13 protein-coding genes are annotated in these 16,154 nt (G+C 71.5%); 6 read left to right on the top strand and 7 right to left on the bottom strand.

What is annotated here, in order from left to right; all coding sequences use genetic code 11:
• Positions 1 to 27 precede the first annotated feature (27 nt).
• Together H288_RS0115820 and H288_RS0115815 are read left to right on the top strand one after the other, a co-directional pair.
• Positions 28 to 1,125, top strand: coding sequence for an ATP-binding protein (locus H288_RS0115820; RefSeq protein WP_020093553.1), 1,098 nt, complete (start codon positions 28 to 30; stop codon positions 1,123 to 1,125).
• 172 nt (positions 1,126 to 1,297) lie between these two features.
• A complete protein-coding gene (locus H288_RS0115815; RefSeq protein WP_026604993.1) occupies positions 1,298 to 2,284 on the top strand; it encodes a TIM44-like domain-containing protein in 987 nt (328 codons plus the stop codon).
• Between the two features lie 43 nt (positions 2,285 to 2,327).
• Here H288_RS0115815 and rsmA read toward each other — a convergent pair whose 3' ends face one another.
• The 5 genes from rsmA to lptF all read right to left on the bottom strand — a co-directional run bounded on the left by rsmA (position 2,328) and on the right by lptF (position 9,357).
• Positions 2,328 to 3,206: a 16S rRNA (adenine(1518)-N(6)/adenine(1519)-N(6))-dimethyltransferase RsmA gene (gene rsmA, locus H288_RS0115810; RefSeq protein WP_020093551.1), complete on the bottom strand. Its 879-nt coding sequence runs from the start codon at positions 3,204 to 3,206 to the stop codon at positions 2,328 to 2,330.
• Positions 3,207 to 3,216: 10 nt separating this feature from the next.
• Positions 3,217 to 4,332 (bottom strand): 4-hydroxythreonine-4-phosphate dehydrogenase PdxA, encoded by a 1,116-nt coding sequence (gene pdxA, locus H288_RS0115805; protein WP_020093550.1) that lies wholly within the window; start codon positions 4,330 to 4,332, stop codon positions 3,217 to 3,219.
• A gap of 110 nt (positions 4,333 to 4,442) precedes the next feature.
• On the bottom strand, positions 4,443 to 7,022 hold the full coding sequence (locus H288_RS0115800) for an LPS-assembly protein LptD (RefSeq protein ID WP_020093549.1): 2,580 nt from the start codon (positions 7,020 to 7,022) through the stop codon (positions 4,443 to 4,445).
• A gap of 77 nt (positions 7,023 to 7,099) precedes the next feature.
• Complete coding sequence (gene lptG / locus H288_RS0115795; protein WP_026604992.1) at positions 7,100 to 8,188, bottom strand: LPS export ABC transporter permease LptG; 1,089 nt, start codon at positions 8,186 to 8,188, stop codon at positions 7,100 to 7,102.
• Positions 8,189 to 8,196: 8 nt separating this feature from the next.
• On the bottom strand, positions 8,197 to 9,357 hold the full coding sequence (gene lptF / locus H288_RS0115790; protein WP_020093547.1) for an LPS export ABC transporter permease LptF: 1,161 nt from the start codon (positions 9,355 to 9,357) through the stop codon (positions 8,197 to 8,199).
• Between the two features lie 184 nt (positions 9,358 to 9,541).
• On the opposite strand from lptF, the gene H288_RS0115785 reads away from it, so the two are divergent.
• The 4 genes from H288_RS0115785 (at position 9,542) to msrP (ending at position 14,794) form a co-directional block, all read left to right on the top strand.
• Entirely contained in the window at positions 9,542 to 11,053 is a 1,512-nt protein-coding gene (locus H288_RS0115785; protein WP_020093546.1) for a leucyl aminopeptidase, read from the top strand.
• A 49-nt stretch (positions 11,054 to 11,102) separates the two neighbouring features.
• Positions 11,103 to 11,837 carry a hypothetical protein gene (locus H288_RS0115780; protein ID WP_020093545.1) on the top strand — a complete coding sequence of 245 codons (735 nt, stop codon included), beginning with the start codon at positions 11,103 to 11,105 and terminating at the stop codon, positions 11,835 to 11,837.
• 153 nt (positions 11,838 to 11,990) lie between these two features.
• Positions 11,991 to 13,682, top strand: a complete 1,692-nt coding sequence (locus tag H288_RS0115775) for an AMP-binding protein (protein ID WP_026604991.1) — start codon at positions 11,991 to 11,993, stop codon at positions 13,680 to 13,682.
• Positions 13,683 to 13,840: 158 nt separating this feature from the next.
• On the top strand, positions 13,841 to 14,794 hold the full coding sequence (gene msrP, locus H288_RS0115770) for a protein-methionine-sulfoxide reductase catalytic subunit MsrP (protein ID WP_020093543.1): 954 nt from the start codon (positions 13,841 to 13,843) through the stop codon (positions 14,792 to 14,794).
• A 96-nt stretch (positions 14,795 to 14,890) separates the two neighbouring features.
• Here the strand turns inward: msrP and H288_RS0115765 are convergent, their stop codons facing one another.
• Together H288_RS0115765 and H288_RS0115760 are read right to left on the bottom strand one after the other, a co-directional pair.
• Positions 14,891 to 15,151, bottom strand: coding sequence for a YARHG domain-containing protein (locus H288_RS0115765; RefSeq protein ID WP_020093542.1), 261 nt, complete (start codon positions 15,149 to 15,151; stop codon positions 14,891 to 14,893).
• Between the two features lie 41 nt (positions 15,152 to 15,192).
• Positions 15,193 to 16,083 carry a LysR family transcriptional regulator gene (locus H288_RS0115760; RefSeq protein WP_012317569.1) on the bottom strand — a complete coding sequence of 297 codons (891 nt, stop codon included), beginning with the start codon at positions 16,081 to 16,083 and terminating at the stop codon, positions 15,193 to 15,195.
• Positions 16,084 to 16,154: the final 71 nt, after the last annotated feature.

Genomic DNA, 16,154 nt, shown 5'->3' with positions numbered 1-16,154 from the left:
TCCGCATCCGCTGAGCGCGAACGCAGCATGGCGCAGCCCGGGACGGATCACAGCGCGGCCGAAGGCGGGTCGCTGGCGGACGAGGCCCGCGCGCTCCTCGACGCGCTGCCGACGCCCAGCCTGGTGCTCGATCCGCAGGGCCGTGTCCGCCACGCCAATCCCGCCCTGGAGCGGATCGCCGGCTACCCGGCGGAGCGGCTCGTCGCGCAGGGACTCGACCTGATCCTGGCGCAGCGCACGGCGCCCCTCGACCCCGCCGGCACCGAGCCTCAGGAATTCCTGGCCAGCCGCGCGGACGGGACGAGCTTCTGGGCCCGCCTGGAGACGGCGGCCCTGCCCGGAACCCCGTTCCGCATCGGCCAGATCCGCGACGAGACGGCCCGGCGCGAGGCCGAGGGCGCGCTCGCGCTCTCCCGCCAGCGCGAGGCGCTGGGACTCCTGACCAACAGCGTCGCCCACGAGTTCAACAACTTCCTGCAGATCCTGATCGGCTACATCGACGGCCTCAAGCGGCGGCTCGGGGACCGGCAGGAGCCGTTCGTCCAGCGGGCGATCGCCCGCTCGGCCGACGCCACCGAGCGCGCGGCGATCCTGACCCGGCACCTGCTCGCCTACTCACGCCGCATCGCGCCGGACGTCCGGTCGGTCGACCTCGACGCCATCGTGGCCGACCTCGCCGCCCGCCTCGAGCCCGACCTGCCGCCCGGGATCCGCCTCACCGTGGCGGCGACGCCGGGCCTGCCGCGGGCGATCAGCAATCCCACGCAGATCGAGTTCGCCCTGCGGCATCTCGTCGCCAATGCCTGCGAGGCGATGCCGTCGGGCGGGACGCTGACCCTGTCGACCTTCCGGGTGGATCCCGGCGACCGCTCCCTGCAGCAGCCGGGCCAGGGGAGCGTCGGGATCGCGGTCGGCGACACCGGGCAGGGCATGTCGCCCGAGATGCTCGCCCGGGCCCTGGCCCCGTTCCAGACCAGCCACGAGGCCGGGCGCGGCGCGGGCCTCGCGATCGTCCACGGCCTCATGAAGCGGCAGAACGGGACCATCACCCTCGACAGCCGCAGCGGGGAGGGGACGCAGGTGCGCCTCTCCTTCCCGGCCGCCCCGGAGCGCACGCTCCACTAGAGCCGTGCCATTCACGCGATGGGCGCGACGGGCGGGCTCGGAATGCGCAGCACCGATCCGGTGGAAAACGTCGCCCGGGCGACGGCGGCCAGGACTAAAACCGCTGCCCGACCGTTCCCATATCGTCACTGGCGCTCCGCGCCACCCGGTTCTCGTCCTCTGAGGCGTGTACATGTTTACTGAGATTTCGCGCCGCCGGCGTGTGGCCGCCCTCCTGGCGCTGGCCGCTGCGCTGACCGTCGCGGCACCCGTCGTGGAAGCCCGTCCGGGCGGCGGCGGGTCCGTCGGGTCCCGCGGCTCGCGCACCTACACGGCGCCCTCCGCCACGCCGACCGCCCCCGGCGGCGGCACGACGATGCAGCGCTCGCAGACCGCGCCTTCGCCCGGCATGGGCAGCCCCGGCATGCAGGCCCCGGCCGCGCCCGGTCGCCGCTTCGGCGGCGGCTTCTTCGCGGGCCTGCTCGGCGCCGGCCTGATCGGCGCGCTGCTCGGCGGCGGCTTCTTCGGCGGCCTCGGCGGCCTCGCCTCGATGATCGGCCTGCTGTTCCAGGTCGGTCTCGTCGTGCTCGTGGTGATGCTGGCCCTGCGGTTCTTCCGCCGCCGGAACGAGCCGGCCGGCGCCGGCGCGCCCTACGTCCGCTCGTCGCTCGACGATCAGCCGGGCGCCCGCGGCCCGATGGGTGGCGCTTCGGGCGGCGCTCCGGGCGGCCCGGCTCCCGGCGGCATGTTCGGCGGTGGGCAGCGCCCGCCGCAGACGCGCCCGGTGCAGATCGGCCCGGCCGATTACCAGGCCTTCGAGCGCCTGCTCGGCGACATCCAGGACGCCTACTCGCGCGAGGATCGGGTGACCCTGGGCAACCTGTCGACGCCCGAGATGGTCAGCTACTTCGACGAGGAGCTGCGCGGCAACGCCTCCCGCGGCGTGGTGAACAAGATCTCGGACGTGAAGCTGCTGCAGGGCGACCTCGCGGAGGCCTGGGGCGAGGACCGCACCGACTACGCGACCGTGGCCATGCGCTACGCCCTCAAGGACGTGATGATCGAGCGGTCGAGCGGCCGCGTCGTCTCCACGGACTCGTCCGAGGCGACGGAGCTCTGGACGTTCCTGCGCCAGCCCGGCCGCGGCTGGGTGCTCTCGGCGATCCAGCAGACCCGCTGACCCGGCAGCGCTCCGGCCTCCGGGCCGGAGCCACGGCTCTCCGTCAGGCCGGCGTCCTCACCGGGGCGCCGGCCTTTCTGTGCGCGTCCCACCGATTGGCGAGATCGACGAACCCGGACACCGGGATCTCCTCGGCGCGCGCGGTCTCGGACAGGCCGGCGGCGGCCAGCAGGGCGCCGGCCTCGGGCGTCAAGGCCTTGAGGCTCTGGCGCAACATCTTCCGCCGCTGGCCGAAGGCCGCCCGGGTGACGGCTTCGAGCGCGCCGGCGCGGCAGGGCAGGGGCTGGGCGCGCGGCACCAGCCGGACCACGCTCGAGGTCACCTTGGGTGGCGGCACGAAGGCCGAGGGGCTGACGTCGAACAGGATCTCGGCCTCCGTGCGCCAGCCGCAGAGGACGCCGAGCCGGCCGTAATCGGCCCGCTCCTCCGGGCCGGCGACGATCCGCTCGGCGACCTCCCGCTGGAACATCAGCACGGCGAGGTCCCACCAGGGCGGCCAGACCTCGCCGTCGAGCCAGCCGGTGAGCAGGGCGGTCCCGACATTGTAGGGCAGGTTGGCGACGATCCGCGCCGGCGCCTCGCCCACCAGCGGCCGCGGGTCGAAGGCGAGGGCGTCGGCGTCGACCACCTCGAGCCGGCCGGGATAGTGGGCGGCGATCTCGGCGAGGGCCGGCAGGGCGCGCGGGTCGCGCTCGATCGCCACGACGCGGGCGGCGCCCTCGGCGAGGAGCGCGCGGGTCAAGCCCCCCGGGCCCGGCCCGACCTCCACCACGGTCACCCCCGCGAGCGGACCGGCCGCCCGGGCGATCCGGCCGGTCAGGTTGAGGTCGTAGAGGAAGTTCTGGCCGAGCGCCTTCTTCGGCTCCAGGCCGTGGCGGGCGACGACCTCGCGCAGCGGGGGAAGACCGTCCCCGGCGCTCATGCTGGCTGCCTCACAGCTCGTCCTCGGGATCGAAGTGGCAGGCGCCGACGGGCCGGGGACGGCCGGCATAGACGCTGAACGGGATGATCTCGGCCCCGGCGGGGGCCTCGCTCCGCGCCGCCGCGTTGGCGGCCAGCCGGTCGGCGAGGCGCAGGGCCGCCACGAGGCTGTCCGGCCGGGCGACGCCCTGGCCGGCGATGTCGAAGGCCGTCCCGTGGTCCGGCGAGGTGCGCACGAAGGGCAGGCCGAGGGTGACGTTCACGCCGTCGTCGAACGCGATCGTCTTGATCGGGATCAGGGCCTGATCGTGCGTGGGCGCGAGGGCGACGTCGTAGGTCTCGCGGGCGCGGGCGTGGAACAGGGTGTCGGCGGGGAGCGGCCCGCGGATGTCGATGCCCCGCGACCGCAGACGCGCCACCGCGGGGGCGAGGACGTCGCGGTCCTCGCGGCCGATCGTTCCGGCCTCGCCCGCGTGCGGGTTCAGGCCGGCGAGGACGAGGCGCGGCTCGGGCAGGCCGAACCGCTCCCGCAGGTCCCGAGCGACGATCGCGGCGGTCTCCTCGACGAGTTCCTGGGTGAGCAGGTCCGGCACGTCCCTCAGCGGCACGTGGATCGTCACCGGCACGACCGAGAGGCCGGCGCTCCAGATCATCATCACCGGCCGGGGCGGCGTCACGCCGGGCGGCACCGCGAGGGCGGCCAGGAACTCGGTGTGCCCGGGATGGGCGAAGCCCGTTCGGGTCAGCACGAACTTGGCGATCGGGTTGGTCACCACCGCGCTCGCACGCCCGGCCTTCACGAACTCCACCGCCGCGGTGATCGACTCGATGGTCGCGCCGGCGTTGCCGGAATCGGGGACGCCGGGATCGGCCGCGACGCGGGCGCCGCTCGGCAAGGGCACCACGGGGAGCGCGCGCGGAAATACCTCGGCGGCCGTCTCGGGATCGACCTCCGCCACCGGGACGGGGCGGTCGAGGCGGTGGGCGAGGCGCTCGACGAAGTCGGGATCGGCCACCAAGAAGAACGGCGGCAGCGGATCCGCCCCGCCGCGCCCGAGCCACGCGCTGAGCGCCAGCTCCGGTCCGATGCCGGCGGGATCTCCGAGGGTGAGGGCGAGGGGCGGCATGGGCGCTCTATAGCGCCCGCGCGGCGCGGGCGCATCCTCGGCGGCTCAGACCGAGCGGCGGGATCGCGGCGGGCGACGCGCCGGATCGGCGCGCCGCCGGTCCCGGTTCCTCAGCGGATCGAGGCGATGCCGTCGGCGGTGGTGGCGGTCCCGACGTTCTGGCGCAGGTCGGCCTCGCCCAGGGTCTTCAGCTCGACCCGAAGCAGCACCGTCTGGTTGCGCTCGCGGACGCCCGTCGCGGTCGCGATCGGCGAGTTGATGTAGTTCAGCGAGACGGTGGTGCACTCGTCCTGGTAGCCGCCGCCGAAGCTCGCGCCCGACAGGTAGAAGCGGCCCGGATTCTGGTAGATCGGCACCGTCCCGATCGGGTTCGCCAGGTACGAGCTCAGCGCGTCCGTGTAGGTGTTGCGCACGTCGAGGTAGTGGGTCAGGTCGACGAGCAGCGAGCCCGACACAAACCAGTTCGGCGTGATGTTGTAGGTCGCGGTGGCGGTGATGCCCTCGCGGTAGTGGCTGTAGCCCAGCAGAGGCTGCGCCTCGTAGTACGAGTAGAAGGCCGAGACGGTGAGCGGCAGGAACGGCGCGAACCGCGCCGTCGCGCCGGTCTCGAACCGCGCCACGTGGAAGTCGGACTGGTTGAACCGGGCCCGGCTGATGAACGTGATGTTCTGGTTCGGCGAGACCTGGAAACGCCCGACGAAGTCCGAGCGCTGCGTCTCGAGCCCCGAATCGAGGCCGGTGTTGGCGATGTCGCCGCGGCGGAACGAGTTGACGCCCGCGAGCTGGATGGACTCGCCGAACAGGACGTTCGCGTACCAGCCGGACGGGGTCACGACCGAGTACTGGCCGCCGAGATTGGTGCGCACGCCGCCCTCGACCCGGTCGTAGCCCGAGAATTTGTCCCACTCGAACAGCGAGGTGTCGTCGAAGACGAGGCTCTGCGCGTCCTCGTTCGGCAGGCGGCCGATCCGGGTCTCCGACGGGCGCGCGATGATCTGGCCGATCGGCTCCAGGGTGTGGACGCCGAGGGCGCCGAAATTGGCGACGAACGGGTAGCGGTAGTCGAGGCCGATCGCCGGCATGACCCGCCCGGCAAAGCCCTGATCGACGTGCGCGACCTGCGGGACGAGGTCATTCTGGTAGCCCGAGAAGCTCGTGCTGTTGAAGAACGCGTCCGTGCGCAGGTACGCGAAGGGCGTGAATTTCTGGCCCAGATCGTCGATGAAGCTGCGGCGCCAGGACAGCTCCGCGGAGGCGCGGGTGTTCGTGCCGGCGAGCCCGTCGATGGCGCACAGGCCGCGCTGGAAGACCGTGCAGGTCTGGTACAGCGGGAAGCTGACGCCGTTGACGCTCGGCGAGAACAGGTAGCTCGAGGTCCGCGGCAGGCCCTGGTACTGCGTGGTCTCGCGGGTCAGGCTGGTGATGTTCGCCTGGAAGCGCACCTCGCCGCCGATCTCCGATGGGCCGTTGATCCGCTTGTCGTAGTCGATCACCGGCGCCACGATCGGCTGCTGCTTCTGCCAGTCGAAGCTCGACAGACCCTTGAAGTAGTAGCCCCGCGCCTCGAACCACGAGCGGTCGCCCTGGCCGATCAGGAAGGCCGTCGAGGTGGCCTCACGGAAATAGTCCGTGGTGATGTTCTGGTTGCGGATCCGGTAATTGTCGAGGAACCACTTGTCGGTCACGCCGACGAGGTCCCAGCCCGTGCGCCAGCGCGGGTTGATGTAGAACCGGCCCTGCGATTCGACGGAGCCGCGGAAGTCGCGCTCGCCGGCGCCGAGGGGGCTCGGCAGGAACGCCGAGGGCGTCGTCTGCGAGATGCCCGACAGGCGGATGTTGTAGAAGCCGTTGTCGATCCGCTGGCGGAACTCGCCCTGCGCGAGCAGGCCCTGGCGGCTGAGCAGGGTCGGCGTCAGCGTCAGGTCGTAATTCGGCGCGAGGTTGATGAAGTACGGGAGCGACACGCCGTTGCCGAGCGCGGTCGTCGTGACGAAGCGCGGCGTCAGGAAGCCGGTCTTGCGCTTCACCGTCGGGTCCGGCGCCTCGAAATACGGCAGGTAGGCCACCGGGATGCCGGCGATCTCGAGCGTCGAGTCGTCGAAGTAGACCGTGTGGGTCTCGTTGTCGTGGATGATCTTCTTCGCCTTGATCTGCCACAGCGGCGGCGTCTCAGGGTTGTCCTTGCACGGCTCGCAGGCCGTGTAGCTGCCGGACTCGAAGCTCGTCTGCTCGCCGTTCAGGCGCTCGGCCCGCGGCGCGGAGAAGCGGGTGCGCACCGTCTCGAACTTCCGCTGCACGGTCTGCTGCCCGCGGAAGGCGTCGACGAAGCCGGTCTTGAAGTCGTCGGTGAGCTCCATGCGCGCGCCGGTCACGACGCCGCCGTCGGCCTCGGTGAGGCGGACATTGCCCTCGGCGAAGACCCGGCCGGAATTCCGGTCGTAGCGCACGCGGTCGGCCTGCAGGGTCCGAGGGCCGTAATGCAGCTCGGCGTTGCCCCGGGCCGTCACGGTGCCGCGGTCGTTGTCGTAGATCAGCTCGTCGGCCTCGACGAGCAGCTTGTCGCCGGGCTTCCCGGCCGCGACGGCGGGCAGGCCCTGGGCATGGGCGGACAGGCCCCCGGCCAGCGGCGCGGCGAACGCCAGCGCGGCCCGGAAACCAGCCTTCCGCAGGATGTCGGCGACCTTACGCAACGCGCGTCCCAACCCCTGTGACGTCTGCCGCCACCAACCTCAACACCCGTCTCCCGTCCCGCGAAGGATCGCGGAAGTCAGCCGTCTTCCTGGTACAGAAGCGTGAGCGTACCGAGAAGACTGCCTACCACGGCCGGGAACCAGGCCGCCACCGGTGCGGCGACGAGTCCGGACGCTCCGAGCCCCTCCATGACCTGTCGGACCACGTAGAGGGCGAAGCCGGCCGCGACGCCACCGAGGACGAGTTTACCGACACCACCAAAGCGGAAGAACCGTAAGGAAACGGTTGCGGCGACGATGACCATGGCCACGAACAGCACCGGCCGCGCCCACAGGACATCGTACTGGAGACGGTAGCGGGTGGCGTCCAAACCGGCCCGCTCGGTCCGCGCGATGGTTGTGGGAAGTTGCCAGAAAGGCACAGATTCCGGGGGGGTGAACCCCTGACGCACCTGTCCGGGGTCGAGGTTCGAGGCGATCAGGTAGGTGTCGAACGACTCAGGCGGTGTGCCCTGTGTGAGAACGCGCACATCGGAGAGCTCCCAGTAGCCGTCGTGGAGCGTCGCGCGGGCCGCGACGAGCTGCTCGGCGAACTTGCCGGCGTCGTCGAAGGTGAAGACCGACACGCCCGCCAGGGTGGTCGTGCCCTCGATGGCGGTCTCGGCGCGCAGGATCGCCTCGCCGTCGAGGCCCTTCTGGCGGATCCAGAGGTCCTTGCCCGAACTCGCCTTGGTGGATTTGGCGAAGATCTTCGCCTCGATCTCGGTGGAGCGCTGCTTCAGCATCGCGGAGACCGGGTTGTAGACGCCGACCGCCAGCGCGCCGAGGGCGAGGGCCACGAAGAAGCCGGGCTGCAGGAACTGCCAGGCCGAGATCCCGGCCGCGCGGGCGACCACCAGTTCCAGCTTGCGCGAGAGCTGGAGCAGGGCCGCCATGGAGCCGAACAGGACCGCGAAGGGCAGGACGCCCTCCGCCACCGCGGGGGTGCGGTAGAGCGAGAGCTGCGCCATCAGGCCGGCGGACGCGCCCTGGGCCTCGCCGGCGCGGCGGAGCAGCTCGACGAAGTCGAGCGTGTAGACCAGCGCGAACACGGTGATGAAGACACCGAGCACCGTGCGGAGGAACCGGGCGGCGAAGTACCGCCCGAGAGTGGGACCGATCAGCATCATCGGGTTCAGGCCGCCGGCGCGAGGCGCGGGCCGCGGAACCGGCCGCGGACGGCGCGGGCCAGGGCGGCGTTGAAGGCGCGCACCCGAGGCCCGTAGAAGATGAGGAGGCTCGACAGGAGGATCGCGAGCAGCGGCACGCCGTAGACCGCCAGGACCGCCGCGGGGCTGCGCGCGGCGGCGCTGACCGCCGCGAAGCCACCGATGCGCAGCGCCACGACGGCGACGATCGCGCCGGCGATCGCGACGCCGCGCCCCTGCCGGGTCGTGCGGGGATCGCCCAGAGCCGCGAAGGCGATGAAGACCAGCGCCAGCGGGTAGAGGCAGGCGGAGAGTCGGTCGTGCAGCTCGGCGCGGAACCGGCCCTTCTGCAGCTTGTAGTAACCCTCCGTCGTGTCGGGGAACAGGAGCTGCGCCGTCGAGCGCTCGCGCGGCTTGTAGATCGTGTCGGAATCCGGGGGCGCGAAGGCCGCGAGGTCGATCGTGTAGCGCTCGAAGGTCAGGATCGAGGAATCGCGCGAGTCCTTCTGCTGCTGGTGGACGCTGCCGTTCTCCAGGATCAGGTAGCTCTGGCCGTCGACGTCGACCGCGTTGCCGCGCTCGGCGAGGTAGACCTTGGTCTTCCCGGCCTCGCGCCGGTCCTGGATGAACAGCCCCTTGAGGGTGCCGCCCGGCCCGCGCTCGCGGAAGTGGAAGGTGATGCCGTTGTCGAGCTGGGTGAACTGCCCTTCCTTGACGACGTTCGCGATGAAGTCGCCGCGCACCCGGGTGATCACGTCGCGCAGCTCCTGGAAGCTCGCGGGCATGACCACCACGACCAGGAATCCCACCAGGAAGCTGACGAACAGCGCCAGGGTGAGGAAGGGCCGCAGCAGCGAGCGCGGCGGCATCCCGGCCGCCGACATGACGATCAGCTCGGAATCGCCGTTCAGCTTGTTGAGCGCGTAGATCGTGCCGATGAACAGCGCCACGGGGGCGATGACGACGACGAGGGTCGGCAGCGACAGGCCGGTGACGAAGAGGAAGACCAGCAGCGTCTGGCCCTTGGCGGTCACGAGATCGAGCTCGCGCAGGGCCTGGGTCAGCCAGATGGTGCCCGTCAGCCCGATCAGGCAGGCGAGGGTGGCGCCCAGGGCGATCCGAAAGATGTAGCGCTCGATCTGCCTCATCGGCCCGGCAGTCCCGCTCGTCCTCTCGCGCCCTCGAGGCGGCAGGGACCCGACAAAAGGGGCGATTCCAGGGCTGTCACGCCGCGTTGCGTTCTCCGTCTCAGCGGCTACACAGGGCGGATCGCCCGCGCCTCGGCGCGCGGGTGCGTAGTACGGCTCCGGAATAACGGGCAGGGCGACGGGTATGGCGGACGGTATCGAGATCGGTTTCGGTCCCCTGGAGCAGAGCGGCCAGGGCCCCGGCGGATCCGGCGATCTCGTGGTCTTCGTCGGCGACGACCTGTCGCTCGGGTCGGCTGCCCGCGAGGCACTCGGCGCCTCCGGGACGGATCTCGTGGCCCGCGCCGCGGCCTCCGAGAAGTTCAAGGGCCGCTCGCTCAGCGCCCTGTCCCTGCCGGCCCCGGCGGGCGTCGGTGCCGACCGCCTCGTGGTCGTGGGCCTGGGCTCGGAGAAGGACCGGGCCAAGACCGACTGGCCGGCGCTCGGCGGCTTCACAGCCGGCAAGGTGGCGGGACGGACCGCCCGGGTCGTGCTCGACTGGCCGGGCGCGACGGTCACGGCGGCGCAGGCCGGCGAGTTCGCTCTCGGCGCGCGCCTGCGGACCTACGCGTTCGACCGCTACAAGACCAAAAAGAAGCCCGATGCCGACGACAAGACCGTCACCGCGCTGACCCTGCTGCTCGCCGATCACGGCGCGGCCGCCCGCGAGGGCGAGGGCGCCAAGAGCCTGTCCGACGGCGTGGTCCTGGCCCGCGACCTCGTGAACGAGCCGCCGAACGTGCTCTTCCCGGCTGAGTTCGCCCGCCGCGCCTCGGAACTCGCCAAGCTCGGAGTCGAGATCGAGGTGCTGGAGCCGGCCCGGATGCGGGAACTCGGCATGGGCGCGCTGCTCGCGGTGGCGCAGGGCTCGGCCCGCGAGCCGCGGATCGTGATCATGCGCTGGAACGGCGGCCCCGCGGCCGAGGCGCCCGTCGCCCTCATCGGCAAGGGCGTCGTGTTCGATTCCGGCGGCGTCTCGATCAAGCCGGGCGGCGGCATGGAGGACATGAAGGGCGACATGGGCGGCGCCGCCGCCGTCGTCGGCGCGCTCCACGCGCTCGCCGCCCGCAAGGCGCGCTGCAACGTGGTCGGCGCCATCGGCATCGTGGAGAACATGCCGGACGGCGGCTCGTACCGCCCGTCCGACATCCTGACCTCCATGTCGGGCCAGACCATCGAGGTGATCAACACCGACGCCGAGGGCCGGCTGGTGCTGGCCGACGTGATCACCCACGTCATCCGCAGCACCAAGCCCAAGGCGATCGTCGACCTCGCGACGCTGACCGGCGCGATCATCGTGGCGCTGGGCCAGGACATCGCCGGCATGTTCTCGAACGACGACACGCTGGCGGGCAACATCCACGCCGCCGGCGAGGCGACCGGCGAGAAGGTGTGGCGGATGCCGCTGATCCCCGCCTACGACAAGGCGATCGATTCCAAGTTCGCCGACATGAAGAACACCGGCGGCCGCCACGGCGGCGCCGCCACCGCGGCGTCGTTCATCAAGCGCTACGTCGAGGACGTTCCGTGGGCGCATCTCGACATCGCCGGCGTCGCGATGTCGTCGAACGCCAGCGAGATCAACCGCAGCTGGGGCGCAGGCTGGGGTGTGCGCCTCCTCGACCGGCTGATCCGCGACCATTACGAGGCTCGCTGAGGCTGCCGCGGCGGTCCCGACCCCGCGCGCCTCTCCGGGTGATCCCAACATGGCCGCACACGCCAACGCCGCGCTCGACCGGGTCGGCCCCCCGTGCGCCGGGACGTCCGGAGGCCGCACGAGCGGCGTCCTGACGGCGGCGGGGCCGATCCTCGCCATGCTGGCCGCCCTGGCTCTCGTCGCGGCGACCGGCCTGAGCCAGCGCGACGCCGTGCCGGAGGCCCTCGAGCCCTGGATCTTCGGCTACTTCATCGCCCGCTACCCGCTCTTCGCCTTCGCGCTGGTCTACGGGCTCGGCCACCTCGCGCGGGTGGCGACGGGCCCGGGCCCGGGCTCCGCGCCGCGCCGGATCGTGTTCGGACTGGCGGGCGCGGCCGCGCTCCTCGCCGCCGGGCTCTACCCGACCTTCGGCGGCCTCGTCCTGCGCGGCGCCTTCGCCACTGGGGGCATGGCCTTCCTCACCCACCAGCCCCTGTGGTTGGCCTACGGGCTCGGCGCCGCCGTGGGCGCGCTGACGTTCGGCGGCGTCCTCGGCCTGTTCGCGGTCGCGGCCAACCGGCCCCTGCGGCCGCGGCTGCGCCGGGTCGGCTACGGCGCGCTCGCCTTCCTGACCCTGTGGCTCGGCGCGATCCTGATCGGCCTCGCCGGCGACCTGGGCGTCGGCCCCTGGCCCCGGCGGGCCATGCGGCCGGAGGAGGCCGCGCTCGCCGCCGGCCTGCTGATCGCGGCGGCCCTGCCCCACACCGTGCTGGCGACATTGCGCCGGCATCGTCCAGCCCTCTGACCCCCCTGCCTTGCGGGCCGGCCTCCGTTCCCGCAGAGTCCGCGCGACAGGCGTTGCGGGACTCGGCCCCCGAGAGTCGGGCCCGCGGGAGGCATCGCGATGCATGAGGCGAACGTGATGGAGCACGGCGCTCGAGCCGCCACGGCCGGAGCGATGCCGGGCCACGGGGCCTCCGACCGGCCCTGGCTGCCCTTCTATCCGCCCGGCGTGCCGGCGGAGATCGACGTCGCGGGCCTCGGGACCTTGGTCGACCTGTTCGAGACCAGCGTGACCGCCTTCGCAAGCCGGCCAGCGATGCTGTGCTTCGGCTCGACCATGACCTACGCGACCCTCGGCCAGCAGGCGCGCGACCTCGCGGCCTGGCTGCGCGGACAGGGTCTGGCGAAGGGCGACCGCGTGGCGATCATGCTGCCGAACGTCCCAGCCTACGCCGTGGCGATCTTCGGCGTCCTCCTGGCGGGGGGAACGGTGGTCAACACCAACCCGCTCTACACGCCCCGGGAATGCGTGCAGCAGATCAACGATTCCGGCGCGCGGATCCTGATCGTCCTGGAGAATTTCGGCGCCACCATCGCGGCGGCGCTGCCGGACGTGGCCCTGGAGCGGGTCGTCCTCGTGGGTCCGGGCGACGGGCTGGGGCTGAAGGGGCGGGTGATCAACCTCGCGAGCCGGCACGTCCGCAAGGCGGTGCCGCCGTTCCGCCTGCCGGAAGGGCTGGCGATCCCGTTCGCCACCGTGCTCCGCCAGGGCCGGACGATGCCGCGCGCGTCCGCCGCGGTCGACCCGGAGGACCTCGCCTTCCTGCAATACACCGGGGGCACCACCGGCATAGCCAAGGCGGCGATGCTGAGCCACCGCAACATCATGGCGAACGTCGAGCAGTCGCAGCTCTGGTTCAACTCGAAGGATCCGAGCGTCGCGCGCTGCGTGGTCACGGCGCTGCCGCTCTACCACATCTTCGCGCTCACCGCGTGCTTCTTCCAGTTCATGCGCAGCGGCGGCTCCTGCCTGCTGATCCCCAATCCGCGCGACTGCGACGGCATGGTCAAGACCCTGAGCCGCACGCGCTTCACCCACCTGATGGGCGTGAACACGCTGTTCAACGTCCTGATCAACCATCCGAAGATCGGCACGGTGGATTTCGCCCACCTCGACTTCGTGGTCGGCGGCGGCACGGCCGTCCAGCGGGCGGTGGCCGAGCGCTGGAAGGCCCTGACCGGCAACACGATCATCGAGGGCTACGGCCTGTCGGAGACCTCGCCGGTCGTGTGCGTCAACCCGCGGGGCATGCGCGACTTCTCCGGCACGATCGGCTACCCGCTGCCCTCCACGGAGGTCTCGATCCGCGCCGTCTCCGGCGAACCCCTCCCGGCCGGGCAGCCGGGCGAGATCTGCGTGCGCGGCCCGCAGGTGATGCGCGGCTACTGGAATCGGCCGGAGGAGACCGCGCGGGCGATGACCGCGGACGGGTTCTTCCGGACGGGCGACGTCGCGATCCTGCAGGCGGACGGCCAGGTCCGGATCGTCGACCGGATGAAGGACATGATCCTCGTCTCCGGCTTCAACGTCTATCCGAACGAGGTCGAGGACGTGCTGGCGGCCCACCCGGCCGTGCTCGAATGCGCGGTGGTCGGCGCGCCGAGCGAGGAGACGGGCGAGATGGTGGTGGCCCACGTGGTCCTGAAGGACCCGTCGGTCTCCACCGATATCCTGCGGGCGCATGCCCGCACCCAGCTCACCGGCTACAAGGTTCCCCGCCGCGTGGTGCTCCACGAGACCCTGCCGAAGACCAATGTCGGCAAGGTGCTGCGGCGGATGCTGCGCGACGAGACGCCGCCGGCCTGAGCGTCGTCCGCGCGGCGGACGGCCTGCGTCCCGGTGCCGCTCACGGGCGGCGTAACTCCTGCGCGCCGTTCGCCGAAAGGTGAGGCTGCGGCGCTTGCGCCCCTGTCGGCCGCGGCCGATCTGTGGGTTGTGCAGGCAGGAGATCCGAGGAGACGGCCATGTTGATCAAGCGCAGGCGCGGCTGGGAGATTCCGGAGCATCTGGCGACGCCGGAAGCCGTGTTCCTCAATCGGCGGGCCCTGATCGGCGGCGCGGCCGGGCTCGCGGCCGGCTCGCTCCTGGGTGGGCGCGCGGCCCTCGCGGCGGCGGGCGACCAGCCGCTCTACCCGGCGCCGCAGAACCCCGCCTACACGCTCGACCGCCCCCTGACCCCGGAGCGCTTCAGCGCCGACTACAACAATTTCTACGAGTTCGGCACGTCGAAGACGGTGCTGCCGGCGGCCAACGCCCTCAAGACGCAGCCCTGGACCCTGAAGATCGACGGGCTCGTCGAGAAGCCGTTCGAGATCGGCATCGACGACCTGATCCGGAAGGTCGGCCTGGAGGAGCGTCTCTACCGTCACCGCTGCGTCGAGGCGTGGTCGATGGCGGTGCCCTGGACCGGATTCCCGCTGGCGAAGCTCGTGGCGCTGGCCAAGCCCGCCTCCGGCGCGAAGTACATCCGCTTCGAGACTTTCATGGACAAGGCGATGGCGCCCGGCCAGCGGGCGTTCTTCTATCCCTGGCCCTACACGGAGGGCCTGACCCTGGCTGAGGCCGGGAACGACCTCGCCTTCATGGTCACGGGGATCTACGGCAAGCCGCTGCCCAACCAGTTCGGGGCGCCGATCCGCGTCGCGGTGCCGTGGAAGTACGGGTTCAAGTCGGCCAAGTCGCTGGTGAAGATCTCGTTCACGGCCGACCGGCCGAAGACCTTCTGGGAGGGCCTGCAGGCCTCGGAGTACGGCTTCTGGGCCAACGTGAACCCGGCCGTGCCGCACCCGCGCTGGAGCCAGGCGACCGAGCGCGTCCTCGGCACCGATCAGCGCGTACCGACGTTGATCTACAACGGCTACAGCGAGCAGGTCGCCGGCCTCTACAAGGGCCTCGAAGGCGAGCGCCTGTTCGTGTGAGCACGGGCCTGCCGGAGCCGCGCTGATCTGGCGCGGCTTCCGCAGCGACGACGCGGCTCCTACGCTGCCCGGCCGACGAGGTCGACAATCCGCGGCCTAGCGCGGGCAGGCATGGGCCCGCTCGAAGGCCTGCAGATCCGCCACCGTCGCCTGCTCCTGGCGCGAGAGCGGCACGCGATCCATGGCGTCGAACCGGCAATCGGCGTTGCCGAAGGTCCGGACCGCGCGCGGCGTGGTGAAGCAGTAGCCGGCCTGCTTGTAGATCAGGTTGCGTTGGTACCAAGCTTCCGCGCAGTCATCCGCCATCGCGCCGGTGGAGCCCGCGACGAGGATCAGAGCGTAGAGAGCAGCGCGCATCGAATCGTCTCCGTGAGGAGCCGGATCCAACCATCGGATGCTCAGTAGGTCCAGCGCTGCGCCTTCGAGACGAGGAAGTCGCGGAACGCCTGCACCCGGGCGACCGAGCGCATCTCCTCGGCGTAGACGAGGTAGCTCTCCAGGCTCGGCATCTCGGTCTCGCGCAGCACCTGCACGAGCTGCTGGCCGCCATCCACCGCGTAATCGGGCAAGATGCCGATGCCGGCGCCGGCCTCCATGGCGCGCTGCAGGGCGCCGATATTGTTCACCGTCAGGTGGACCTGGCGACGCTCGCGGCCCTCGCGGCCCGCATCGGCGAGCCAGTGGGCGGCCAGCAGGTACGATGGCTCGTTGCCGCCGAAGGAGACAAGGCGGTGGTCGTCGAGCTCCTCGATGGTCTTGGGCTCGCCGAACCGCTTCACGTAATCCGGACTGGCGAAGGCGTGGTAGTGCACGGTGAACAGCCGCCGCTGGATCAGGTCCGGCTGCGCCGGGCGGCGCATGCGGATCGCCACGTCGGCCTCGCGCATGGCCAGATCGAGCTCCTCGTTGGTGAGGATCAGCTCGATGCGCACGTCCGGGTAGAGGTCGAGAAACTCGCCGACCCGCTGCGACAGCCAGGACGTGCCGAGGCCGACCGTGGTGGTGACCTTGAGGTCGCCGGTCGGCCGCTCGGAGGTCTCGACGAGGCGCGCCCGGGTATTCTCCAGGCGCAGCTTCATGTCCCGCGCGGCGCGGAACAGCAGGTCGCCCTGCTCGGTGAGCAGGAGGCCGCGGGCGTGGCGATGGAAGAGCGGCGCCTTGAGCTCGCGCTCCAGGGCGCTGATCTGGCGGCTGACCGCCGATTGGCTGAGCCCGATATCGTCACCCGCCTTGGTGAAGCTCCCCGCCTCCGCGACGTTGAGGAAGATCCGGATCTTGTCCCAGTCCAAGGCGAGAACCCCTACCAGCGCGCGCCCGCGGGTCGCGCCCGGGGTGGAGAAGGGGCGCGAAGCGGCGGGCA

Origin of the sequence: Methylobacterium sp. 285MFTsu5.1 (assembly GCF_000383455.1) — a bacterium.
Lineage (GTDB): Bacteria > Pseudomonadota > Alphaproteobacteria > Rhizobiales > Beijerinckiaceae > Methylobacterium.
This window is presented reverse-complemented; position numbering and strand designations above follow the sequence as displayed.